Here is a 22,568-nt window from a genome sequence, read left to right as displayed (position 1 = left end):
TAAATTTACCGCTTATGACAGGCAATCGTTGATAGCGTATCTTAGGTATGTAATATCGATTCAGCGTATAACGGGTAATAGAAGCTATGAATATATTAAGAGAATATTTTCGGCTAGCCATTTTTGCCATTGGACTGCTTTGCGGTGTGCAGATACCTGCATTTGTCGATCAGTACCAAAAAAGAGTGGATGCACATTTACTCGAAGCTCAGCAGAGCCTAGTTGGATTTCAGCAGACCGCGGAACGTTATTTTGACGGCGATCTCAAAAAGCTAATTGCGCACTACCAACGTAGTCCCGACAGGGTGTTCAATCAAGATGCAAAAAACGTAGAGGCCATATTTCAGCGCGAACAATCTTTGCAAAGTCAGTGGGATAACCTAAGAGCTGGTGTTGTTAAACGCACTTACTATTTATTGACGCATTATAATCCACAAATTTTGCAAGAAACGAGCAATCAATTCAGTTATACAGTCCCGCTAGATCCTGCCGCGTTGGGTTGGGGGATTTGTTTGGCGCTATTGTTTGCTGCGCTTTTTGATACATTGATTGGGCTAAGTGCCAAAACGTGCTCAGTCTGCTATCACGCAATCCGCAAGAAAAATACTCCTTTACGTTAGCTGCAATACGCTAACTACTTGATGTAAAAATCGTGCCTTAAGCAAATGAAAAGCCGCACAAGTTAATTAACGTGCGCGGCTTTTTTTACATATCTTTCAATATTTCATTCTTTTACTCACCAAAGCGAGGCATTTAATCACGTTCGATAAGGTGCTGGCCTTTTACAAAAGTGTCGTATTCTTGTTGACTGATTTTGTCATCACTATTGACGTCAGCATTGTCAAAATGCTCGGCAATTGCTGCGTCATTTGTTTCATCTTTAGTGATGAAACCATCTTCGTCAGCATCTACGTCACCAAACGCTTGCTTAATAGGTTCTGGTTGATCAGGCAGCTTTAAGGCTGGATTTTCGTTTTCTAAATCTGCATTAATCTTTGTAGTTGACGACGATGTAATCCCTGATTGACTGTCGTCAAGTTGCTGATTTAAGCCCTCAGTACTTTGGTCAATATTATGCTCAATCGCGTCCTGTCCCTGTAGACTAATTTCTTTGGCATTGTCTAAGGCATTTTGTACATTGGATTCGGCATCTTTCATTTGGTTTTCGCTATCGGTCATCGCGTTAACGTCATCATGACTGTCGTGCTCAGTGAGCTGCATACTGAGTTGGGCGTTACTGTTTTGCGCTTTGGCCGAAATAGCATTTTGCTTCGCGGAGCTTAATTCACTATCGACTGCGCCGTTTGCTTCATCAGTGGCGGTTTCTACTTCATCAAAGGCATTTTCTGCATTGGAGTCAACCGTGTCTGCTAAGTCGATGTCTGCTTCGCTATAGATGCTTGCATAGGTATTAAATTCACGCGGATTAATTTGACCATCAGCGTCTTCATCTACTTTGACAAAGACATTCCAAATATTATCTTGCTTTGCTTCTTGCTGTGAGATGAATCCATCTTGATTGCTATCTAATGCAACAAAGGTCTTGTCCGTAAGTTTAGGCATTTGAGGTGCATCGAACTGTTGCTGCGCGGCAAATGCTGATGTCGCTAATAAACTGGCGATAATTGATGCTAGGGTACGTTTTTTCATAATTCGTTCCTCGGTTCGTGTTTCTCCGTAAATCAATTAGGAGACGTTACTTTCAAGTGAACTAATACATAACTCATGCCATCAAAATAAACCCTAATTTTCAAAGGTTTAATTTAAATGTAAGAAAAGCTTCATTAAAAAATTGCGTAAAAATAGCGACACAAGTGAAAAAATTTCATCAACAGGGGGAGGATATTGGTAATTCTAAAGGCGAGTAACGCAGATTGCGTGTGAGACTATTTTGCAACAGTCTCACACTTAGGATTTGATATACGCTTACACCGTAAACGATGCACCACAGCCACAGGTTGTAGTTGCATTGGGATTGTTTACCAAAAAGCGTGAGCCTTCTAAGCCTTCGGTGTAATCCACTTCGCCGCCAACAAGGTATTGTAGGCTCATTGGGTCGACCACAAGGGTAACTTGATCTTTATCGATGGTGGTATCACCTTCATTAACTTTTTCGTCGAATGTGAAGCCATATTGAAAGCCTGAACATCCGCCCCCCGTGACGTAAACACGTAGTTTTAAGTTTGGATTTTCTTCTTCATCAACTAACGCCTTAACTTTACGTGCGGCGGCGTCGGAGAATTCGATAGGGACTGCTGTTTGCACCGACATAAATTACCTCTGTATATACAAAATAAGTGAATGGGGGATAGCGCGGATCTTAAATTTCTACAAAAGCGAGCTAATTATTATTGGCATTATCTAATACCTGACTATTCTAGTCAACTATTCACTGGACGATAGCACCCAATCGAATGTTTTGTTCACCTTGCCTAATTTGCGTTTGTACTTATAGACGTCTGCGCTGATAACCACCTTTTCAGGGGAAAAGTCTGGTGGAAGCTGAAATTCCCGCTCCAACATTTGAAAATATTTGAAAATAAATTGCAAAGGTTCACTTTGCTCCTGGGTGAGCTGTTCTAAAGAATAATTCACGGGTTGTCCATTTTCACTGCCATGCAAAACTAATTTCACATTGCCATTCAGGGTGGTTTTTATCTTATCCTGTTGCAGTAAAACCAGCTTAAACCTGAAATACCCTTCGCTTAGTGTTTTCTCTATCGCAAAACCGTCAATGGCCAATCCCGTGGCATTCAACTCAGGGGCCATGACCTGTTGATAGAAAGCCAGTTCTTTGCGCAATGACACCTCGCGACTCAGCGCTTGCTCTATTTCCTGAGACAAATTGCGCTGGGCGGATTGAGCAATGTCAAGTTCCACACTCATTACATTTACTTGCTGAGAAAGTGTGGCGTTTTCAACCCTCAGGTTCTCGCTACTGCTTTTAAGTTGGGTTAAAAGTTGCTGTTGCTCTTGGCTTAAATTGAAGCCAAGAGAAAAAGCCAAATAAGCGGTCGCTAATATGATTAAGGAGCAAACCGTATAAAATTGATAGGGGCCGAAATAGCGCCTTAACTCTGAATAATTCACAAACTGCATAACCTTGCTGGTACACTAAAGCCAACGATATAAGGTAATTCCTTACATTACAGCGGCTTGTGATAAGATGCTGTAATTCCGTATCGTATTAATAGCGCTAATATATGTCCCTTAATGCTTTTCGACAAGAGCTGGCTACGCCGCGCACCTCTATTCAATTGTGTGCCTTGGGTATTATTGGTGGGGTTTGCGCTGCGTCTGTGATTATTCTTTTCCGTTTAAGCGTGGAATGGTTACAACTATTATACCTAGACGAGGTTAATAATTTTACGACTTTATCTGGTATCGAGCGTCTTGTTTTGCCCGTTATTGGGGTGTTACTTATTCTATTTGTCGCCTATTTAACAGGCTTTAAGCAATACCGTATGGGTATTCCATTTGTAATTCATCGCGTTAAGCAGTTTTTCGGTCATATTCCTTTTCGGACCACAATAAATCAATTTTTTGGTGGCGCATTTGCATTGGCCAGTGGTTTTTCAGTAGGACGAGAAGGCCCTTCTGTGCATCTTGGCGCTGCTGGCAGTAGCTTCTTCGGGCAATGGCTTAAATTGCCGCACAATAGCATTCGTATACTGTCTGGTTGTGGAATTGCTGCAGGGATTTCCGCTTCTTTCAATACGCCATTTGCCGCTGTCATATTTGTGATGGAGGTCGTACTACGTGAATATAAAATTCATATCTTTATTCCTATTATGCTAGCTGCCGCAATAGGCACGGTTATGACCAGAGCCGTATTTGGCCAAGCTCAAGAATTAGCCTTTATTGAGTTTTTTGAATTCAGTCGTTGGATTTACCTGTACTTGATTTTATTCGGCATTTTGCTCGGGGGCCTAGCAACATTATTCAACAATGCGTTGATGAAGGTAATGCACCTTTTTCAGGGTTTTAATATGATAAAACGTTTATTGATCGCTGGCGTAATAACGGGTGGGGTGGGGTACGTAATACCCGAGGCATTGGGGGCACACTTTTTTTCGGTGCACGAAATGGTATTGCAACAGCAAGATGTAGCTTTGTTAGTCGCGGTGCTTTGCGCTAAATTTTTTATTACCATTATTGCAATTGGCTTAGGGATCCCCGGCGGTATTATGGGTCCTGTCTTTGTGCTTGGTATGCTCAGTGGTGCGTTGCTTGTTGCGCCATTGGGATTAGCCGTTGATAACGTCGAACAGCTTAGTGGGAGTTTTGCCTTGCTTGGCATGGCGGGTTTAATGACTTCGGTGGTGCATGCCCCCCTTGCAGCCTTGTCTGCTGTTATGGAGTTATCTTATAGCCCTGAACTTATTTTACCAGCTATTCTGGTTATCGTACCAGCCTATGTCACGTCTACTCAGTTCTTGGGTAATAATTCGATATTTATTCGGCAGTTAGATTATCAAAAATTACCCTATACCACATCGCCCGTGCTAGAAGCACTGCAAAAAACTGGGGTGTTGGCGGTAATGGACAAAGAATTCAAGTTATTTAACAATGCTCAGGAATACCATATTTTGCAGTTTTTGGAAACGTCACCAACTCACCCGGTTGTGCAACGTAATAGCGTTGAAATTGATTCGCAGTTTTCACTTGTTCAATACGATGTGAGCCTTAGCAGGGAAGAGTCTTCATTGGCTTATTTTACCATGCAAGGCGTCTCTTTTCAGTCGACACTGGCAGAGGTTTATCAGTTATTACAAAGCAGTCGTCAGGGCGCGGTGTATATTTACGAAAGCGAGCCAAGCAATATTACGGGAGTGATCACCTGGAACACATTGCGTAGTTATTTGCATAAGGCGCAATTTTAATAATTTACCCATAACAATATTACTCGGAGTTAGTTAATTGACTATTTTGTGGCTCAAAGCATTACATGTATTTTTTATGGTGGCGTGGATGGCGGGTATCTTCTATTTACCCAGACTATTTGTATACCATGCTCAAACGGATATTCAGGCGGTGCGTGATCAATTCAAAGTGATGGAGCGTAAGTTGTGGTTTTTCATTACCCCTTTTGCTGTGTTGACTCTGGTATTTGGTGTCAGTCTTATTTATCAATATGGCGTGTCATGGTTTGCTAGTGCCGGTTGGTTGCATATAAAGCTTTTATTGGTCGTACTGATTTATGGCTATCACTTTTATTTGTATTATCTTGTTAAGGTATTTGCTCGAGATGAAAATAAGCATTCATCGCGTTTTTACCGGTTCTTAAACGAAGCGCCGGTACTCGTTTTACTCGCCATTGTATGCTTGGCTGTGGTTAAGTTTGTTTAACATTAGTCAATAGGTAAGGACAGAGTGTAAATATTTGTAAAACATGCCACATGTTGTTTGCGTTCAACAGGGTATTTGCTAATCTGGAAAGGTAAAACTAATCAGAGAAAGTCATAATATGGATGTTGTGCAGGTAAAATTACGAACCCTTTTGCGTCAATCTGATATCGCTTTTGAAGAATATAAAAAGCATCCTAACTCCCCCGATAGAGCAGAAGCGTATGAGAGCGCTAAGTTGGCACTTGATGAATATATTGCAAATATGCGTACTGCTTATGAGAAGCGTTTAAAATAATAATTTTTATATCTAAATACTCTGCTTATTTTCTGATAAACCCGTTTAATAACCCTCTATGTAGTTTGTCGCAATGAATATGACACAGATCTGTCATCAGGCATTTATCCCAAGGCAAAGAAAATGCTATCATTCTTCGATTGTATGGCGCGCAAGTAAAGTCCTAACCCTAAGTTAACTGCTCTTCAACGTTGCCAGTCTATTTCTAATTACAGAGTCAGATTTAATGTCAGATGATTTAACCCAGCATTACTCGCAAATCCTTTCGATTTTAGGTGAAGACACCGCGCGTGGTGGTTTAGTGGATACACCTAAACGAGCCGCCAAAGCTATGCGTTTTTTGACCAACGGCTATGAAAAAAACCTTGATGAAGTAGTTAATGGCGCTATATTCGAGGCAGACACAGACGAGATGGTGGTGATTCAAAACATCGAATACTATTCATTGTGTGAACACCATATTTTGCCCTTTATTGGTCATTGTCATATTGCCTATCTACCCAAGGGTAAGGTTCTAGGGCTATCTAAGTTTGCTCGTATCGTAGACATGTATGCGCGACGTTTACAGATCCAAGAAGGACTGACCAAGCAAATTGCTGATGCGGTCCAGGAAGTAACCGGTGCTGCTGGAGTAGGCGTTATCATGGAAGGTAAGCACATGTGCATGACAATGCGTGGCGTACAAAAGCAAAATTCGTCAATGGTTACGTCAGTTATGCTCGGTGGAATGCGTAGATCAGATGCCACACGAAATGAATTTTTGCGCCTGATTGGCAAATAAATTCTCAGTCGATTCCTGTCAATACTTTAAAAGCATGCTAATACTTCGTTTTTTCTAACGAATTGGCATGCTTTTATCATACTTTTTTCTCCAAAACGTTTTAACGTGCATAAACACGTTATATGCATATATCTTTGCTCCAATATGGTGCGCCTGCATCACTTTTGTATGGAAATTCACATGACAGTTAAACCCAATATTTCTTTTCAACGCGTAATGCGCCATGTAGCCACAGTTTCGTTGCTTAGCTCGTTGATGCTTACCAGCGTATTTGTGAGCATAAATGCGCATGCAAAAAGCACTGAGTCCATGAATCAGTATGGTCCTCGCACCTTTGATGTAGAAAATAAATGGACTGCGATTGTGGCGGCGTATGAGCCTGAAATAAAGGCTATTGATGCCGCTATTGCTAAGTTGCCAGATGCCAAGATCAGCAAAACAGTGACCTTCCAAGGCGTAAAGTATCAGTTAGGTACCTATAAAGGTGAGCCAATCGTTATTTTCACCACTGGGATAAGCGTACCTAATGCGGCAATGACAATGCAAATGGCGCTGGATTACTTCCCCATTGATAGAGTGATTATGATGGGTATTGCTGGCGCTGTTAGCAGTGAGTTTTCTCCTGGCGATATTTCTGTACCAGCAAGATGGTATTTCCACGATGAGTCAGTTTATGTCAATCCAGACCCAGAGAAAGCCGGCGAGTTTGTATTGCCTGATTATTACGAAAAATCATTAGCGTCTTTTTTAGAACGCCGTAAGCAAGACCCAGATTCCCCAGCTTATGAAAATTTTGGGTTCATTCATCCTGAAGAAATGGCCGTTATAAAAGAGGGATGGGATAGCCCGCGACAAAAACCTTACTTTAGCGCGTCAACTGAACTGTTAATGCTAACCAAAAAAGCGCTTGAGAAGGTGAGTCCCATCGCGATGCCATCAGGTAAGGCCATTCACGTAAAAGTGGGCGGAAATGGCGTAACAGGTTCGGTATTTTTAGATAATGCCGAATACCGAAAATGGATACAACGCGTGTTTAATGCCGATGTTTCAGAAATGGAATCAGCTGCCGTTGCGCAAGTGTGTTTTGTGAATGATGTTGACTGGGTCGTCATTCGTTCCATCAGTGATTTGGCTGGTGGGCAACAAGGCAAAAATGTAGAAAATGTTTTTGACGGTATCGCGTCGGGCACAGGCGCTAAACTTTTGTTAGGCGTGTTGGACGAAGTTGTCGCACTAGAAAAGCAATAACGAGCGTTCTATATACTACATTTCAATAAACGATTAGAAAAATTCGTTAGATAGTAAAACACCGTCAATTGACGGTGTTTTTATTCGCTTTTAACATGATGTTTGAGCGTGCTCGTTTTTATTCCTCTTCATCACGTTCTACGACTGCATTGTGGTAAACGTCTTGAACGTCGTCACAGTCTTCTAACATGTCGATGAACTTATCAAACATCGCAACGTCATCCCCAGAAACAACACTTTCAGTTTGTGGAACAAACGTTATCTCTTCAACCTCAAACTCTTGGTCCGGATTTTGTTCAGTAAGGGCTGTACGTGTCTTGTAATATTCAGTATGAGGAGCAAATACGGTTATCATACCCTCTTCACATTCTACGTCTGTTACATCGACGTCTGCTTCCATCAACACTTCTAATACTGCATCTTCATCATCACCAGGAAAAGAAAATACCGCTTGATGATCAAACATATGGCCGACCGTGCCTGCTACGCCTATTTTAGCCCCTGTTTTGGTAAAACAGTTGCGCACATCTGTGATGGTGCGGTTGTTGTTATCAGTTAAGCAGTCAACAATGACCATGCAACCACCCGGCCCAAAGCCTTCGTAGCGTGCTGGTGTGAAGTCTTCGCCTGCACCCCCGGCAGCCTTATCAATGGCTTTGTCAATTACGTGACTGGGGACTTGGTCTTTCTTAGCTTTTTCAATCAATCTTCGTAACGATAGGTTGGCCTGAGGATCTGGGCCACCATTTTTAGCAACAACGTAAATTTCTTTACCGTATTTCGAATAGACTTTGGTTTTAGCGCCGGCAGTTTTTGCCATGGAAACCTTACGTACTTCAAACTTTCTGCCCATTTATGTTCTCTTTTTTTGATACAAATATAATGATATGACTGAGATTTTACCGATAAACGCACGAATTGTACAAAACCCTTTGATGAGGTTACAAGACGTTTAGGGTGATTGTTTAGGGTAGATGCTCAGTCGCCAAATAATCGTGTGACTGCATTTCCTTCAATCGGCTGAGACAGCGACGAAATTCAAAATTCAAACTGCCTTGAGTGTAAAGATCTTCAAGGGGTACTTCGGCCGACATGATCAACTTAACATTGCGCTCATAGAACTCATCTACCATGGCGATAAAACGCCTAGCAATATCATCGATAGCGAGGCCCATTTGTTCCACATTAGCGAGCAAAATAGAATGGTAGCAACGGCTTAATTCCATGTAATCCGTTTGACTGCGGGGTCCGTCACACAGGGCGCGAAATTCAAACATGGCGACACCTTGAGCATAATGAATGGCAGGAATAGGGCGACCTTTAATGATGATAGCCCCATCGTGATGGCATTCATCAGATGCTAACTGATTAAAATAAACAGAAAGATTGTTAGTTGCTGTCGGTCCCAGTGGGTAGTGATAAATCTCGGCTTGTTGCAGCGTGCGCAAGCGATAATCCACTCCGCTGTCAACATTGATGACCTGAGTATTTTGATTGATTAAGGCTATCGCTGGCAGAAAGCGTGATCGTTGTAAGCCATTACGATATAACTCGTCAGGGATAATATTAGAAGTGGCTACCAGTACAATTCCCCTGGCGAACATTTCTTCCATCAGAGTACCTAAAATCATGGCGTCAGTAATATCAGAAACAAAAAACTCATCGAAACAAATAACTTTTGCTTCACTGGAAAATTTTGCCGCAATGGTCTTTAAGGGATCAGACTGGCCTGCGAGGCTCTTCAATTCTTCGTGTACTCGGTGCATAAAACGATGGAAATGAACTCGCATCTTTCTTTCAAACGGTAGGCAGTCATAAAAGGTGTCGACTAAATAGGTTTTACCTCGACCGACACCACCCCAAAAATATAAGCCTTTTATAGCGTTGGCGTGCGCATCTTTGCCGATTACGAACTTAATCTTGGTCCAAAGACTGGGTTCTCGATAAGGCTCTACGAGTTCATCATACAAACGTTGCAATTGTTTAACTGCATTGGCTTGAGCTGGATCTGAGTGAAAGTCTTCGCGCTGTAGGTCTAGTTGATATTTTTGCCAAGGTGTTAAAGCTGACATAAGGCGTGTTTTTTCCTTCTACTGAATGACCTTAAAATTCGCGATACTGACGACGTTGGGGTATTGAATACAAATTTAATGACCGCATAAATGCATGACAGGGTTATAATATCAAAACACGGCGTTTTTTGCGCTGTCAGCTTGTATAGTTTATAAATTATTGCCGTTAGTTATTGTAGCGTTGAGTAATTTTCCGCTTTTTAGGTGGGAGTTACTTTCACAACCTTATTATTGGAGTAGGTATGGATTGGTTAATTGGTGTGGTTTTAGTGCTGGTTGGCGCTGTGATTGGTTTCTTTGTTGCAAAATATGTCTACCTTGAAAGCACGAAATCGTCGAAAGACAACCAAAAAGAACAAACCTTAAAAGATGTTATGGTGCAACAGTCGTTGACTCATGTATCTCAAAGCAGAAAAGTGGCTGCGCAACTAGAGCAACAATGCCAAATTTTAAATCAAAATTTAGATGAGTACGAAAAGTCATTAGAGCTTCTAAATAGTGACGCTCAGAGCAGTAACGTCAGCTTTTTTGGAGAGCACGCATCACCTTTCTTACAACATAAAGAGCAGGAAGTGAAGCGCGATAAAGACAGTGCAGATGTGCAACCTTTAGATTTTTCAAATCAGAGCTCTGGTTTGTTTAGTGGTTCAGAAAAACCTGGCGCTGAAAAGCAGTCAAAGTAGCTAGGCAACATTCCTGTGGGAACTTTTTAAAGTAGCCCACAGTCTTTATTGTGTTTATTTTAGCTAATAAGTTATCAATGGAGTTATCGTTAAATGAGTAAAGTTATCAACCGCACTGCCATTACCAGTTGTGTTTTTGCGGCAAGCTTAATGATTGCCGGTTCTGCAAACGCCGCCTTGCCATTCTTTTCTAGTGACAATGAACCTGTTACTAGCCTTGCGCCAATGTTGGAAAAAACCACTCCAGGGATAGTGACTATTTCTGTTGAGGGCACACAGGTTTCGCGTCAACAAGTACCTGAAGTGTTTCGACGTTTCTTCGGTGGAAATGGGGAGCAAGTCCAAGAACGGCCATTTAAAGGGTTGGGATCGGGCGTGATAATTGACGCTAAAAAAGGTTATATCGTCACAAATAACCACGTGGTCGACAATGCTGATGAAATTACCGTTAAATTAAATGATGGGCGTGAAATAAAAGCCAAAAAACTTGGTGCCGATGAGCAAAGTGATATTGCACTGCTTAAAATTGATACCGATAATTTAAATTTAGTGGCTGTCCCATTAGCGGATTCAGATAAAGTCCGTGTGGGTGATTTCGTGGTCGCTATTGGTAATCCATTTGGGTTAAGCCAAACGGTCACCTCTGGCATTGTTAGTGCTTTGGGTCGTTCAGGTCTTAACATTGGTGGCTATGAGAACTTTATCCAAACTGATGCGGCAATTAACCGTGGTAATTCAGGTGGAGCATTGGTTAGCTTAAATGGTGAGTTAGTCGGTATTAACACTGCCATATTTGGTCCTAACGGCGGTAACGTAGGCATCGGTTTTGCGATCCCTGCTAATATGATGAAAAGCTTGGTTGACCAAATTATAGAATTTGGCGAAGTACGTCGTGGGTTACTCGGTATCTTGGGACAAGATGTGGATTCAGGTTTAGCAGAAGCAATGAATCTAGATGTCAGTCGAGGCGCTTTTGTTAGTGAAGTATCTGAAGGTTCAGCCGCTGACAAAGGTGGAATTCAAGCAGGCGATATTATTGTCGAAATTGAAGGACGACCCGTTACAAGTTTCTTGGAACTTCGCGCTAAAATAGGCAGTAAAGGCGCAGGATCAAAAGTTAACTTAACGTTGCTTCGTAAAAGTAAAGAAAAACAAGTACAGGTTGTATTAGGGGATGCAACTCAAAATACCGTTGCAGCAAAAGAGATTCACCCAGCGCTTGAAGGCGCTACGCTAACCAACGGTAAAACGAAGCAAGGCGTCGATGGCGTCGTTATTTCAGACCTAGTCGCACGCTCGCCTTCGGCTCTTATTGGCCTTCAAGACGGTGACGTTATCATCGGCGTTAACCGGCATAAAATCGACAATGTTGTTGATTTACGCAACGCACTTGATGAATCTAAAGGGGTTATTGCACTTAATGTGAAACGTGGTTTATCTACCCTTTATTTGGTAATCCGTTAGTAATATCAATTTAATAGCAGCCCCGGTACTGGGCTGCTATTAACTTTTTCCCTTCAGTGTTATTCTTAACCTCTGATAAGTAAGCTTTTATTAGCAGGTCCCTTGAAAGATTCATTAACATTTTTGATTAAATCCGCATTAGTCGGTGTCATCATCTCTGGAGTAGTACTCCTTTTGGTGCCTGATTTACGTCACGGCAGCGGACTAAACTTAGCTGTGTTCAGCCCTGTACGGCAAACATCTGACAAGCTTAGTTTCAATCATGCGGTCAATGTGTCTGGTCCTGCGGTGGTTAATATTTACAGTCAATCAATTGAAAGCGGTAGTATTTATAATCGCAGTCAGGCTGTTGAGCGCACTAGTTTAGGCTCGGGTGTGATTATGACTGAAGACGGCTTGATTCTTACCTGCCTGCATGTCATTGCTAATGCCAATAGTATCTTAGTTGGCCTACAGGATGGACGAAGGGCTGAAGCGCAAATTGTGGGTTATGATCCTTACACCGATTTAGCTGTTTTGAAAGTGGCTGAAGACAACCTACATGTCATCCCTCAATTAGATGACCCTGACACCCGTGTAGGGGATTTGGTCTTAGCCATTGGAAACCCATACAACTTAGGGCAAACAATCACTCAAGGTGTTGTTAGTCGCGTTGGACGTAACGGCTTGGCTGCTTATTTTGATTTTATTCAAATGGACGCCGTGCTTAACGAGGGTAATTCCGGTGGGGCGTTAGTCGACAGTAATGGTTATTTAATTGGCATCAATAACGCTAATTTTAAAACATTAGATAGCCAACGACGGGTGAAAGAAGTCGATGGGGTCTCTTTCGCTATCCCTTATGGTCTTGCTAAAAAAGTAATGGATGAGATTGTCGCTAATGGCCGTGTTACGCGCGGACAGTTAGGTGTTGGTGCGGCTGAAGTTTACGGTCGCACAGGTATCTTAATTACCAGTGTTACACCTGGCAGTTCTGCTGATAAAGGTGGCATTAAAACAGATGATGTTATGTTAACCATTAATGGTCAGCCAACCGATAGTGTTACTCAAACATTGGATTATATTGCAGAATCTAAGCCGGGTAGTGAACTTCAAGTAGAAGTGAGCCGAGGCGGGGAATTATTGACCTTAACGGTAGTGGTTGCCGAACTAGGTCGACCATAAATATCATTACCCGCTTGGCATTTTAGCTATTGAGTTGTGCTTCAATAACTAAAATGCCAGGCTTGTTTCAAGACGCTATTTAATGCGTCTAATATCTGCCCCTAAGCCGTTAAGCTTAGTTTCAATATGCTCGTATCCTCTGTCTAGATGATAGATACGGTCAACAATTGTTTCTCCTTCAGCGACTAAACCCGCAATCACCAAGCTTGCTGACGCGCGTAAATCTGTTGCCATCACTTGTGCCCCTTTTAAACTTGATACACCGTGGCACACTGCACTGTTGGTTTCTAAATCAATTTTGGCGCCCATACGCTGCAATTCAGGTACGTGCATAAAGCGATTTTCAAAGATATTTTCAGTCACAACACCGGTGCCTTCAGCCACACAGTTAAGTGCGACAAACTGTGCCTGCATATCAGTTGGAAAACCGGGATGCGGTGCGGTTTTAATATTCACGCTTTTTAGTGAATGCCCCTGCATATCAAGTTCAATCCAGTCTTCACCTGTGGTGATGACTGCGCCAGCCATCACGAGTTTGTCTAACACTGCATCTAAGGTGTCAGGAGCGGCATTTTCGCAACGAATTTTGCCGCCAGTTACTGCTGCAGCAATTAAAAATGTGCCTGTCTCAATACGATCGGGTAACACCGTGTAACGGCAACCTTGCAGACGCTCTACGCCTTCAATGCGTATCTTGTCGCTGCCAGCATCTTTTACTTTAGCGCCCATCGCATTTAGGCAATTGGCTAAATCAACAATCTCAGGCTCTCTGGCTGCGTTTTCTAACATGGTGACACCGTCGGCCAAACATGCAGCCATCATTAGGTTTTCTGTTGCACCTACGCTGACGACATCCATAAATATGTTCGCGCCTTTTAAGCGTCCATCTACTTTTGCTCGAATATAACCGGCTTCTACATCGATTTGCGCACCCATTTTCTCCAAACCTTGTAAATGAAGATTCACGGGACGTGCTCCAATAGCACAGCCACCAGGTAACGAAACGTTCGCTTCGCCATATTTTGCCAGAAGTGGGCCTAATACTAAGATTGAAGCGCGCATGGTTTTGACTAAATCATATGAGGCGTTGAAGTTGTTAATGGAACTTGGATCGATTTCCACTGAATGGCCAGAAACACGTTTAGCATCAGCGCCTAATTCAGCCAACAAGGCCAAGCTGGTATTGATATCTCTGAGTTCAGGAACATTATCAAAGTAGCAAGTGGAGTCGGCTAAGATACTTGACATTAAAATAGGTAATGCCGCGTTTTTAGCGCCGGAAATACGTACTGAGCCTTGTAATGGCTTCGACGCTTTTATGAGTAGTTTGTCCATGGAATTGCTCTTATGAATTGTACACAGTGATAGATTGTAAAACAGATGAAAGGCTGTGCTAAAAGGCCATTTTATTGAGGCATATTAAGAAGACGTTCACGCTTCCATTGTTTTTCAGAAAAGGTTTTAATTGATATGGCATGCATGGTTCCCTGCGCAATGATGTCACTCAAGGGTGCATATACAAATTGCTGTTTTTTTACCCGACTCATGTCTTCAAATTGATCGCTAACTGCAATAATCTGAAAATGTGACCCATCGCCGCTAACATGGGCTTCTGCTAAGCCAAGTTTTTCAATTAGTAACTGTTCGATTTCAGAATTCTGCATTGGTTTCCCCAAGATTAAAATAAAACAGTTATTGTAACGGTAAAAAGGCCTCTACGTCGCTTATTTTAGCTAAATTAAGTAGGGTTTCTGGGGGATTAACTAAATGAAATTTAATATCTTGGGCCTTAGTGTCACGTATAAGGTTGATTAACCATGCTAGGCCCGCGGTATCAATATGCTCAATATTTGTTAAATCTAATACAAGAGGTTGATTGCTCGACTTAGCACTGGCTAATTGTTGCACACTGTTAGGCCAAAAATTTGGGATGGTTTCACGGTTAAGCTTTCCCCTGAGTGCAAAGCACCCAGGAGTATCTTGGTGATTTTCAACAGTGATATGTGAAGCACTCGACTCACTCACTAATTTCTTCCTTTTTGGCTTGCTCTAAAGTAATGGGTTGAGCAATTTTTTCTTTCATAATATCGATGACTTTTTGAATGCCGTCTTGACGTAAAATTGATTCATATTCGCTCTGTTTACTAGACAGTAAGCTAATACCTTCAGCGACCATGTCGTATGCCTTCCATTCGTTGGTTTTGGTATTCTTACGTAATTTAAAGGAAATTTTGATATCAGGACGGCCTGGCTCTTTGACCACTGCGCGCACGGTTGCTGTTTTGTCTTCTGGCGTGTCTTGCATCGGCTGGAATATGACTTCCTGGCCATTGTAATACGTTAATGCTAACGCGTAGGTTGTGATTAAATACTGACGAAAAACTTGGATGAATTCAGGGATTTTGTCTTTAGGAACCGTTCTGAAATGTTTACCTAGTACCTTTAATGCGGCAAAGTTATAGTCGATGTAGGGCAGAAGATCTTGTTCGATGATAGTGCGTAGTATTTCAGGATCTTTCTGAATTTCAACATGTTCTGCTTTGATTCTAGCGAACGTTTTGGTGGCCACATCTTCCAGTAGTTTATAAGGGTTCACTTCTTCGGCCGAGACAACACTGCTGAAAATTAAAATGACTGCGACGCTAAATATTCGTGTTAATTGCTTCATGGGGTATTTTAAGTCCAAAGTTTATAAATTTTAATCGTTCTTACTGAATAGGAACTGACCAATTAGGTCTTCTAGAACCAATGCTGATTTGGTATCAGATATGTAATCGCCCTCAGCAAGATCGGCGATGCCGTCGATACTAAAACCGGGTTGAAAACCAACATACTGTTCACCGAGTAAGCCCGAGGTCAAAATTGACACTGAGCTAGTTTCTGGAAATTTAGTATATTTCTGAGAAATTTTTAGTGCGACAACGGGTGTATAACCATCGGGATCTAGGCTAATACTGTCGACACGTCCAACTGTCACGCCCCCCACTTTTACTGCCGAGCGAGCTTTAAGGCCGCCAATGTTGTCAAATTTTGCATACAAGGTATAAGAGTCCGTGTTACTGGACATGCCTTGGTTAACTACTTTGAGAGCTAATAGCAATCCGGCTGCTATGGTCAGTACCACAAACAAGCCAACCATAATTTCCACTTTCCGTGACGACATTACTTTTATACTCCTACTCTATACCAAACATTAATGCGGTTAGGATAAAGTCTAGTCCTAACACTGCTAAAGATGAAAATACCACGGTTTCAGTGGTGGCTTTGCTTATCCCTTCTGATGTAGGGATAGAATCATATCCTTTAAATATCGCGATCCAAGTGATAACAAATGCAAATACAAAGGTCTTGATAATGCCGTTAACTATATCTTTATCCCAGTCGACACTAGACTGCATAATTGACCAGTAGCTACCTGCATCTACGCCTAACCAATCTACCCCGACAATATGTCCACCCAATATGCCTACTGCGCTGAATATTAGCGCTAACATTGGCATCGATATAATACCGGCCCATAAGCGCGGGGCAACAACTCGACGAAGCGGATCGACCGCCATCATTTCTAAACTACTTAACTGTTCAGTGGCCTTCATTAAGCCTATTTCTGCTGTTAATGCAGAGCCTGCACGACCAGCAAACAATAAAGCGGTAACCACTGGGCCTAATTCGCGCAACAGTGAGAGTGCCACCATGGGTCCTAGGCTACCTTCTGCCCCGTAATCGACTAAAATCGTATAGCCTTGTAACGCCATAACCATACCGATGAACAATCCTGATACAATTATGATTAACAGTGACTGAACACCGACCACATATATCTGTTTTATGGTCAATGGCGTATTTTTTATCAGTTGTGGTTTCGCGATAATCGCACCTACCAACATTAAAAATGCACGCCCGAAGGAACGAACTGTATCGATTGTATTGTGCCCAATATCCGCCAACCACTGCATTTACTTCACTCCTAAAAAGGCGTTTTCAAGCTTGTCTGCCGGATAATGAAACGGCACTGGCCCATCGGCTTCACCGTTTAGAAATTGCTGCACAAGAGGGGAATCGCTTTGTTTAATTTGTTCAGGTGTACCACTGCCGATTACTTTCTTTTCAGCTAATATATAAATATAGTCAGCAATCGTGAGTACTTCAGTCACATCATGCGTTACCACGATACTGGTCAGTTGAAGCGCATCATTCAACGCTTTTATCAGCTTAACCAATACCCCCATGGAAATAGGATCTTGTCCGCCAAAAGGTTCATCGTACATGATGAGTTCAGGGTCAAGGGCAATAGCTCTTGCGAGCGCTGCACGTCTTGCCATACCTCCAGACAACTCAGCAGGCATCAAATGCGCTGCTCCGCGTAATCCAACGGCTTGTAATTTCAACAATACTATCGTTTTAATGACCGATTCGGACAGTTTAGTATGTTCTCGCAATGGAAACGCGATATTGTCGTATACCGTCATATCAGTAAACAATGCACCGCTTTGAAATAGCATGCTCATTTGACGTCTAACCGTAAAAAGTCGGTTGCGACTCATGTCCTGTATAGATTCACCCTTGAAGCGAATATCTCCGCTATCTGGTTTTAACTGACCACCAATTAATCGCAACATAGTCGTTTTGCCTATGCCACTGGGTCCCATGATCGCCGTGGTTTTGCCTTTCACTATGCGCAATGATATATCGTCATACAAAACACGGCCGCTGCGGGAGAACGTAAGGTTGTCTATTTCTAGCAAATTTTCCATTAAGACTGTTGTATTCCTGTTAGGTAAATCAAACACTTACTACTAAGGGCAGATTAATTGCGGGCATTATACGTGTTTTCAAGAGCAAACCTCAAAGCCAAAAAGTAACAAGTTATATTCGTATTTTTCGAACATAGAAAGCGGCAACGAATGCCAGTATAGGGAATCATTATACTCAACCGTTAAGTATAAGACCCGTATTGAATATTTATCGTTCAGTCTTATTTATAATTAGCGGGTTTATTTGTCATACATGAATATGCAAAGGCAGTGCTTTTTGCGACAATTGGGTATTAGTTTAAAAGAAGTGAGTTTTCGTGATAGTTGAAGCGTTATTATTTTTGTTGTGGTTAGTAGTATTGAGTTGGGGTGCAGATAGATTCGTATACGGTTCGTCAGCACTCGCTCGAAATATGGGAATTTCTCCCATGGTCATCGGTTTAACAATAGTTGCGATGGGCTCTTCCGCTCCTGAAATTATGGTTTCGGCGACAGCTTCATTAAACGGTAATACAGATACTGCCATCGGCAACGCTATCGGTTCAAACATCACTAATATTGCCTTAGTTCTCGGCTTAACTGCGTTACTTAAACCTTTAACGGTCGCATCAACTACTCTTAAACGTGAAATGCCTGTTTTATTGGCCGTATCGTTACTGGCTACCTATTTTCTTGCTGATTTATATTTGTCGCTCAGCGAAGGCGTTGTGTTGTTCGTTTTATTCTTTTTCACAATTGGTGGCCTCGCATGGATGTCTTTTAATATGGAGAAAGGCGACCCTCTGGAATCAGAAACAGATAATGAAGTGCCTTCTGACGTTCCCACTAAAAATGCGATTATTTGGCTGCTAGTTGGCTTGGTATTATTGCCATTAAGTGCCCACTTCATGGTTAATTCAGCCGTTGTGATTGCCCATCATTTTGGTTTAAGTGACTTGGTTATTGGTTTAACCATAATTGCAATTGGTACCAGTTTACCTGAACTTGCGGCGAGTATTGCCGGCGTATTGAAAAACGAAGATGATTTGGCATTGGGTAACATTATAGGTTCGAATATATTTAATATTTTGGCAGTAATGGCGATGCCAGGTTTGATATCGCCAGGTTCTGTTGATCCCGACGCTGCTAGCCGAGATATTTACACCATGCTGGGACTAACCTTTTTGTTAGTCATTTTTTGTTTTAATTTGCGCGGTGCAGGGCGTATCAATCGCTTTGAGGCAATGATCTTTTTAGGTTGCTTTGTTGCTTATCAATACTTCGTATTTAACCAAGGTTAATCCAGAATGAGTCAGGTAGATTACATTCAATCGGCCCTGCGAGTGCTTGAAATAGAAGGGCAAGCAATAGCACAACTTACGCAATACATAGATGAAAATTTTGTCGCTGCATGTGAATTACTGAAAAAGTGCAAAGGTAAGGTGGTAGTTTGTGGAATGGGGAAATCCGGTCATATCGGGCATAAGATTTCGGCAACACTGGCTAGTACAGGTACCCCTGCCTTCTTCATGCATCCAGCAGAAGCCAATCATGGTGATTTAGGGATGTTAACTGAACAAGATGTTTTGTTGGCTATTTCTAACTCAGGTGAAACATCTGAACTGTTGGCGTTGTTACCTGTTGTAAAACGTCGAGGTATTGCGATTATCGCTATGTCCAACAATCCGCTAAGCTCTTTAGGCAGATATGCGGACGTCAACTTGTGTATCAAAGTTGAAAAAGAAGCCTGTTCTTTGGGGCTAGCTCCTACGGCAAGTACTACAGCTACACTCGTGATGGGAGATGCGCTAGCGGTAGCACTTCTTGATGCGAGAGGTTTTACGCCAGATGATTTTGCCTTGTCACACCCAGGCGGGTCTCTAGGGCGCAAGCTTTTGCTCAAACTAGATGACATTATGTGCAAGGGCGAGTTTTTGCCCTTAGTCACAACCGAACAGACTATTAGTCAAGCACTGCTTGAGATCTCTCGCAAGGGACTCGGTATGGCGGGTATTGTCGCTGTAGATGGTCAACTGCTTGGTATTTTTACTGATGGTGATTTACGACGGGTGCTTGATGCAAGGGTCGATATTCATACTATTAGCATCGAAAGCGTTATGACAGCAAACTGCATAACCGCTTCACAAGACACGCTTGCTGCAGAAGTATTGAATGTTATGCAAAAGCGAAAAATTAGTTCGTTGTTTATTGTAGATGAACAAAATATGCCCGTTGGGGCGATAAATATGCAGACTTTACTCGCTGCAGGAGTGATTTAATGGGCGACATAAATACCCTATATGGAAACAAATCTTCATCATTGATGGACAAGTTCTCTCGGATCAAATTATTGGCCTGCGATGTGGATGGGGTTTTTTCTGATGGCCGGATCTACATGGGTAACCAAGGCGAAGAACTTAAAGCGTTTCACACTCGCGATGGCTTTGGTGTGAAAGCCCTACTGAAAATTGGGGTTCAAGTGGCTGTTATCACAGGGCGGGAATCCAAAATTGTTCATCAGCGAATGTCTGCACTAGGGATCGAGCATATTATTCAAGGTTGTGAACAAAAGTTTGATGCCTTAGACGCTCTGCAGAAACAGCTGAAAATCGGTAAAGAAGCAACCGTATCAATGGGTGATGATATGCCTGATGTCGGTATGTTCACTTTAAGTCATATAGCTGTTGCTACTGCTGATGCCCACCCCTTTGTGAAAAAAGAAGCCTTATATATTACCCAGATTAATGGTGGTTTTGGGGCGGTGCGTGAAGTATGTGATCTTATTTTACATGCCAAAGGTAAGCTACATAAAGTTACCGGAAGTAGCGTATGAATCGCCTCACACTCAGTATTGGCGGATTGTTCTTGTTAGTCATTGCGACCAACTTACCAGACTGGTTAGCTGAAGAAGATATTATCCCACAAACTGAAACTGAGACGGCTTGGCAACCCAATTATCAGGCTAGTGAGATGCTAAGTACATTATTCGATAAAGGAGGGCGTTTAAGCCATCAAGTGTTTGCGAGTAAGATGGAGCACTTTGAAATGCTCGGTTTCACCCTATTTAAACAGCCGCAATACACCATATTTGTAGAATCACAGGCATCGCCGTGGCAAGTGTCGGCTAAAGACGGTACCTTGTATGAAGATAACCGTATTCAATTAGAGAACAGTGTTGAGATACGTAATCAGGACGAACAAGGATTTGCCAGTACCATTCGTACTGATTTTATCGAAATAAATTTAATAGACAAAACCATGGAATCTGACCAACCCGTGCAAATATTCGGTCAGCACTATGTGATTAATAGCAACGGCCTTAAAGCCAATTTATCTACCCAACAATATGAGTTACTTGATCATGTGCAAACCATTTATCAACCTCGGCCTTAGCGTAGTTGCCATAGCAACATTGACATTTTCTCCATTGAGCTCGGCCGGCAAAGAGGATTTCACACAAGCCATAAAAGTGGACTCTAAGTTTCAGTTTGGTGACGGAAAAACCAAAAAGTCTATTTTTCGTGAAGATGTGCATATCAATCAAGGCAGCTTGAATGTTTACGCAGATGAAGTGGAAGTCGATGCTAGTAAAGGCGAAGGAAACGAAGTGTTTATCGCTACTGGTAGCCCCGCTAAATACTCTCAGCAGCAGGAACTCGGTGGCAGTATCGAAGCGTCGGCGAATAAAATAGAGTATCGCCGTGATTTACGCACCCTTACTTTGGAGGGCGATGCACAATTAAAGCAAAATAATAGTAGTGTTAAAGGTGAGTCTATTACGTTTAATATGGAACTTGAGCAAATCGTTGCTCAAGGAGAAGGCGAAAGTGATGGTAATGGTCGAGTCATCACCATTTTTCAGCCTTCGAAAAAAACGGCTTCTGATAACAAGAACATTTCTCAAAAAAATGAAGCAAGTGACCCTGCTGATCAATCTAAACAGGACGTAAATCCATAATGGCGACCTTAAGAGCCTCTCATTTAGCTAAATCCTACAAGTCTCGTCAGGTTGTACGGGATGTAAGCCTTGAAGTTTCTACGGGCCAAATTGTTGGCTTGCTCGGCCCGAATGGTGCTGGAAAAACAACCACCTTCTACATGATCGTGGGTCTTGTGCCGCTGGACAAAGGCGAAATATGTATAGATCAGCAAGATTTAACCTTGCAACCTATGCATATGCGGGCGCGTTTAGGGATTGGTTATTTGCCTCAAGAAGCTTCTATTTTCCGGAAGTTGACTGTGCATCAAAATCTAATGGCTATTTTGCAAACCCGCAAAGAGCTAACGACAGATCAAAGAGAGCAACAGGCAGATTCATTACTAGACGAATTCAATATTAATCATATTCGAAACAGTGCTGGCATGAGTTTGTCAGGCGGTGAGCGTAGACGCGTCGAAATAGCGCGTGCACTTGCCGCTGACCCGGAATTTATTTTACTTGATGAACCCTTTGCTGGGGTCGATCCTATTTCGGTTAATGACATTAAGAAAATTATTCAACATTTACGTGATCGAGGCATTGGTGTTTTGATAACAGACCACAATGTACGAGAGACACTGGATGTTTGTGAAAAGGCATATATTGTCAGCCAAGGTGAATTGATTGCTTCCGGTACAGCCGAAGAAGTATTAAGTGATCAACGTGTAAGAGATGTATACCTAGGTGAACAATTCAGGCTATAGTTACTATGAAACAGCCACTCTTTTTATCGAGATATTTATCAGGCGCTTGGTGAGACATATATAGTCAAATTGAATCAACCATAGCATATCGATAGT

The 22,568-nt window shown here is 42.2% G+C and carries 27 protein-coding genes; 15 read left to right on the top strand and 12 right to left on the bottom strand.

All coding sequences use genetic code 11. The features are described 5' to 3' along the window. Positions 1-86: 86 nt before the first annotated feature. Positions 87-620 carry a DUF2937 family protein gene (locus GQS54_RS07495; protein ID WP_166423394.1) on the top strand — a complete coding sequence of 178 codons (534 nt, stop codon included), beginning with the start codon at positions 87-89 and terminating at the stop codon, positions 618-620. 133 nt (positions 621-753) lie between these two features. Here the strand turns inward: GQS54_RS07495 and GQS54_RS07490 are convergent, their stop codons facing one another. The 3 genes from GQS54_RS07490 to GQS54_RS07480 all read right to left on the bottom strand — a co-directional run bounded on the left by GQS54_RS07490 (position 754) and on the right by GQS54_RS07480 (position 3,099). Next, on the bottom strand, positions 754-1,650 hold the full coding sequence (locus tag GQS54_RS07490) for an EF-hand domain-containing protein (protein WP_166423393.1): 897 nt from the start codon (positions 1,648-1,650) through the stop codon (positions 754-756). 276 nt (positions 1,651-1,926) lie between these two features. Continuing rightward, the gene (gene erpA, locus GQS54_RS07485; RefSeq protein WP_007990224.1) at positions 1,927-2,271 is read right to left on the bottom strand and encodes an iron-sulfur cluster insertion protein ErpA; all 345 of its coding nucleotides are present in this window, start codon (positions 2,269-2,271) and stop codon (positions 1,927-1,929) included. Positions 2,272-2,385: 114 nt separating this feature from the next. After that, complete coding sequence (locus tag GQS54_RS07480; protein ID WP_166423392.1) at positions 2,386-3,099, bottom strand: DUF6776 family protein; 714 nt, start codon at positions 3,097-3,099, stop codon at positions 2,386-2,388. Positions 3,100-3,203: 104 nt separating this feature from the next. Here GQS54_RS07480 and GQS54_RS07475 point away from each other — a divergent pair, with 104 nt between their 5' ends. From GQS54_RS07475 to GQS54_RS07455, 5 genes are all read left to right on the top strand, one after another. After that, a complete protein-coding gene (locus GQS54_RS07475) occupies positions 3,204-4,883 on the top strand; it encodes a chloride channel protein (protein ID WP_166423391.1) in 1,680 nt (559 codons plus the stop codon). 37 nt (positions 4,884-4,920) lie between these two features. Then, a complete protein-coding gene (locus GQS54_RS07470) occupies positions 4,921-5,349 on the top strand; it encodes a CopD family protein (protein WP_166423390.1) in 429 nt (142 codons plus the stop codon). Positions 5,350-5,467: 118 nt separating this feature from the next. Then, a complete protein-coding gene (locus GQS54_RS07465; protein WP_166423389.1) occupies positions 5,468-5,644 on the top strand; it encodes a hypothetical protein in 177 nt (58 codons plus the stop codon). A 226-nt stretch (positions 5,645-5,870) separates the two neighbouring features. Beyond that, positions 5,871-6,425 (top strand): GTP cyclohydrolase I FolE, encoded by a 555-nt coding sequence (gene folE, locus GQS54_RS07460; protein ID WP_166423388.1) that lies wholly within the window; start codon positions 5,871-5,873, stop codon positions 6,423-6,425. A gap of 180 nt (positions 6,426-6,605) precedes the next feature. Beyond that, the gene (locus GQS54_RS07455; RefSeq protein WP_166423387.1) at positions 6,606-7,673 is read left to right on the top strand and encodes a 5'-methylthioadenosine/S-adenosylhomocysteine nucleosidase; all 1,068 of its coding nucleotides are present in this window, start codon (positions 6,606-6,608) and stop codon (positions 7,671-7,673) included. A 118-nt stretch (positions 7,674-7,791) separates the two neighbouring features. Here the strand turns inward: GQS54_RS07455 and GQS54_RS07450 are convergent, their stop codons facing one another. Further along, entirely contained in the window at positions 7,792-8,526 is a 735-nt protein-coding gene (locus GQS54_RS07450; RefSeq protein WP_166423386.1) for a YebC/PmpR family DNA-binding transcriptional regulator, read from the bottom strand. Positions 8,527-8,638: 112 nt separating this feature from the next. Then, positions 8,639-9,745 carry a cell division protein ZapE gene (gene zapE / locus GQS54_RS07445; protein WP_166423385.1) on the bottom strand — a complete coding sequence of 369 codons (1,107 nt, stop codon included), beginning with the start codon at positions 9,743-9,745 and terminating at the stop codon, positions 8,639-8,641. Positions 9,746-9,987: 242 nt separating this feature from the next. Here zapE and GQS54_RS07440 point away from each other — a divergent pair, with 242 nt between their 5' ends. The 3 genes from GQS54_RS07440 to GQS54_RS07430 all read left to right on the top strand — a co-directional run bounded on the left by GQS54_RS07440 (position 9,988) and on the right by GQS54_RS07430 (position 13,056). After that, on the top strand, positions 9,988-10,428 hold the full coding sequence (locus GQS54_RS07440) for a DUF1043 family protein (protein ID WP_166423384.1): 441 nt from the start codon (positions 9,988-9,990) through the stop codon (positions 10,426-10,428). A gap of 93 nt (positions 10,429-10,521) precedes the next feature. Then, the gene (locus tag GQS54_RS07435) at positions 10,522-11,892 is read left to right on the top strand and encodes a DegQ family serine endoprotease (protein ID WP_166423383.1); all 1,371 of its coding nucleotides are present in this window, start codon (positions 10,522-10,524) and stop codon (positions 11,890-11,892) included. A gap of 102 nt (positions 11,893-11,994) precedes the next feature. Continuing rightward, entirely contained in the window at positions 11,995-13,056 is a 1,062-nt protein-coding gene (locus GQS54_RS07430) for a trypsin-like peptidase domain-containing protein (RefSeq protein WP_166423382.1), read from the top strand. 75 nt (positions 13,057-13,131) lie between these two features. Here GQS54_RS07430 and murA read toward each other — a convergent pair whose 3' ends face one another. The 7 genes from murA to GQS54_RS07395 form a co-directional block, all read right to left on the bottom strand. After that, positions 13,132-14,391 (bottom strand): UDP-N-acetylglucosamine 1-carboxyvinyltransferase, encoded by a 1,260-nt coding sequence (murA, locus tag GQS54_RS07425; protein ID WP_166423381.1) that lies wholly within the window; start codon positions 14,389-14,391, stop codon positions 13,132-13,134. 71 nt (positions 14,392-14,462) lie between these two features. Continuing rightward, positions 14,463-14,720 carry a BolA family protein gene (locus GQS54_RS07420; RefSeq protein ID WP_166423380.1) on the bottom strand — a complete coding sequence of 86 codons (258 nt, stop codon included), beginning with the start codon at positions 14,718-14,720 and terminating at the stop codon, positions 14,463-14,465. 28 nt (positions 14,721-14,748) lie between these two features. Then, a complete protein-coding gene (locus tag GQS54_RS07415; protein ID WP_166423379.1) occupies positions 14,749-15,081 on the bottom strand; it encodes an STAS domain-containing protein in 333 nt (110 codons plus the stop codon). Continuing rightward, a complete protein-coding gene (locus GQS54_RS07410; RefSeq protein WP_166423378.1) occupies positions 15,074-15,724 on the bottom strand; it encodes an ABC transporter substrate-binding protein in 651 nt (216 codons plus the stop codon). Before GQS54_RS07410 ends, GQS54_RS07415 begins: the two co-directional genes overlap by 8 nt. 30 nt (positions 15,725-15,754) lie before the next feature. Next, on the bottom strand, positions 15,755-16,219 hold the full coding sequence (gene mlaD, locus GQS54_RS07405; protein ID WP_166423377.1) for an outer membrane lipid asymmetry maintenance protein MlaD: 465 nt from the start codon (positions 16,217-16,219) through the stop codon (positions 15,755-15,757). 13 nt (positions 16,220-16,232) lie between these two features. Continuing rightward, on the bottom strand, positions 16,233-17,012 hold the full coding sequence (mlaE, locus tag GQS54_RS07400) for a lipid asymmetry maintenance ABC transporter permease subunit MlaE (RefSeq protein WP_166423376.1): 780 nt from the start codon (positions 17,010-17,012) through the stop codon (positions 16,233-16,235). Continuing rightward, a complete protein-coding gene (locus GQS54_RS07395) occupies positions 17,013-17,810 on the bottom strand; it encodes an ATP-binding cassette domain-containing protein (RefSeq protein WP_166423375.1) in 798 nt (265 codons plus the stop codon). 317 nt (positions 17,811-18,127) lie between these two features. Here GQS54_RS07395 and GQS54_RS07390 point away from each other — a divergent pair, with 317 nt between their 5' ends. From GQS54_RS07390 to lptB, 6 genes are read left to right on the top strand one after another with little or no spacing between them, the layout of a single operon-like run. Then, complete coding sequence (locus GQS54_RS07390) at positions 18,128-19,090, top strand: calcium/sodium antiporter (RefSeq protein ID WP_166423374.1); 963 nt, start codon at positions 18,128-18,130, stop codon at positions 19,088-19,090. A gap of 6 nt (positions 19,091-19,096) precedes the next feature. Continuing rightward, complete coding sequence (locus tag GQS54_RS07385) at positions 19,097-20,068, top strand: KpsF/GutQ family sugar-phosphate isomerase (protein ID WP_166423373.1); 972 nt, start codon at positions 19,097-19,099, stop codon at positions 20,066-20,068. Beyond that, the gene (kdsC, locus tag GQS54_RS07380; protein WP_166423372.1) at positions 20,068-20,622 is read left to right on the top strand and encodes a 3-deoxy-manno-octulosonate-8-phosphatase KdsC; all 555 of its coding nucleotides are present in this window, start codon (positions 20,068-20,070) and stop codon (positions 20,620-20,622) included. Before GQS54_RS07385 ends, kdsC begins: the two co-directional genes overlap by 1 nt. Next, on the top strand, positions 20,619-21,182 hold the full coding sequence (gene lptC / locus GQS54_RS07375; protein ID WP_166423371.1) for an LPS export ABC transporter periplasmic protein LptC: 564 nt from the start codon (positions 20,619-20,621) through the stop codon (positions 21,180-21,182). Before kdsC ends, lptC begins: the two co-directional genes overlap by 4 nt. Next, complete coding sequence (lptA, locus tag GQS54_RS07370; protein WP_166423370.1) at positions 21,151-21,747, top strand: lipopolysaccharide transport periplasmic protein LptA; 597 nt, start codon at positions 21,151-21,153, stop codon at positions 21,745-21,747. Before lptC ends, lptA begins: the two co-directional genes overlap by 32 nt. After that, positions 21,747-22,472 carry an LPS export ABC transporter ATP-binding protein gene (gene lptB / locus GQS54_RS07365; protein ID WP_166423369.1) on the top strand — a complete coding sequence of 242 codons (726 nt, stop codon included), beginning with the start codon at positions 21,747-21,749 and terminating at the stop codon, positions 22,470-22,472. Before lptA ends, lptB begins: the two co-directional genes overlap by 1 nt. Positions 22,473-22,568 lie beyond the last annotated feature (96 nt).

The organism is Paraglaciecola sp. 20A4 (assembly GCF_011378905.1).
Lineage (GTDB): Bacteria > Pseudomonadota > Gammaproteobacteria > Enterobacterales > Alteromonadaceae > Paraglaciecola.
This window is presented reverse-complemented; position numbering and strand designations above follow the sequence as displayed.

Bases quoted from the DNA above. Each gene is read 5' to 3' on its own strand.
- GQS54_RS07395 (WP_166423375.1), bottom strand. From the start codon at position 17,810: ATGGAAAATTTGCTAGAAATAGACAACCTTACGTTCTCCCGCAGCGGC.
- lptB (WP_166423369.1), top strand. From the start codon at position 21,747: ATGGCGACCTTAAGAGCCTCTCATTTAGCTAAATCCTACAAGTCTCGT.
- GQS54_RS07490 (WP_166423393.1), bottom strand. From the start codon at position 1,650: ATGAAAAAACGTACCCTAGCATCAATTATCGCCAGTTTATTAGCGACA.
- GQS54_RS07385 (WP_166423373.1), top strand. From the start codon at position 19,097: ATGAGTCAGGTAGATTACATTCAATCGGCCCTGCGAGTGCTTGAAATA.
- GQS54_RS07435 (WP_166423383.1), top strand. From the start codon at position 10,522: ATGAGTAAAGTTATCAACCGCACTGCCATTACCAGTTGTGTTTTTGCG.
- GQS54_RS07480 (WP_166423392.1), bottom strand. From the start codon at position 3,099: ATGCAGTTTGTGAATTATTCAGAGTTAAGGCGCTATTTCGGCCCCTAT.
- folE (WP_166423388.1), top strand. From the start codon at position 5,871: ATGTCAGATGATTTAACCCAGCATTACTCGCAAATCCTTTCGATTTTA.
- GQS54_RS07440 (WP_166423384.1), top strand. From the start codon at position 9,988: ATGGATTGGTTAATTGGTGTGGTTTTAGTGCTGGTTGGCGCTGTGATT.
- erpA (WP_007990224.1), bottom strand. From the start codon at position 2,271: ATGTCGGTGCAAACAGCAGTCCCTATCGAATTCTCCGACGCCGCCGCA.
- GQS54_RS07410 (WP_166423378.1), bottom strand. From the start codon at position 15,724: ATGAAGCAATTAACACGAATATTTAGCGTCGCAGTCATTTTAATTTTC.
- lptA (WP_166423370.1), top strand. From the start codon at position 21,151: ATGTGCAAACCATTTATCAACCTCGGCCTTAGCGTAGTTGCCATAGCA.
- GQS54_RS07465 (WP_166423389.1), top strand. From the start codon at position 5,468: ATGGATGTTGTGCAGGTAAAATTACGAACCCTTTTGCGTCAATCTGAT.
- GQS54_RS07495 (WP_166423394.1), top strand. From the start codon at position 87: ATGAATATATTAAGAGAATATTTTCGGCTAGCCATTTTTGCCATTGGA.
- mlaD (WP_166423377.1), bottom strand. From the start codon at position 16,219: ATGTCGTCACGGAAAGTGGAAATTATGGTTGGCTTGTTTGTGGTACTG.
- GQS54_RS07420 (WP_166423380.1), bottom strand. From the start codon at position 14,720: ATGCAGAATTCTGAAATCGAACAGTTACTAATTGAAAAACTTGGCTTA.
- zapE (WP_166423385.1), bottom strand. From the start codon at position 9,745: ATGTCAGCTTTAACACCTTGGCAAAAATATCAACTAGACCTACAGCGC.
- GQS54_RS07450 (WP_166423386.1), bottom strand. From the start codon at position 8,526: ATGGGCAGAAAGTTTGAAGTACGTAAGGTTTCCATGGCAAAAACTGCC.
- murA (WP_166423381.1), bottom strand. From the start codon at position 14,391: ATGGACAAACTACTCATAAAAGCGTCGAAGCCATTACAAGGCTCAGTA.
- mlaE (WP_166423376.1), bottom strand. From the start codon at position 17,012: ATGCAGTGGTTGGCGGATATTGGGCACAATACAATCGATACAGTTCGT.
- lptC (WP_166423371.1), top strand. From the start codon at position 20,619: ATGAATCGCCTCACACTCAGTATTGGCGGATTGTTCTTGTTAGTCATT.
- kdsC (WP_166423372.1), top strand. From the start codon at position 20,068: ATGGGCGACATAAATACCCTATATGGAAACAAATCTTCATCATTGATG.
- GQS54_RS07455 (WP_166423387.1), top strand. From the start codon at position 6,606: ATGACAGTTAAACCCAATATTTCTTTTCAACGCGTAATGCGCCATGTA.
- GQS54_RS07475 (WP_166423391.1), top strand. From the start codon at position 3,204: ATGTCCCTTAATGCTTTTCGACAAGAGCTGGCTACGCCGCGCACCTCT.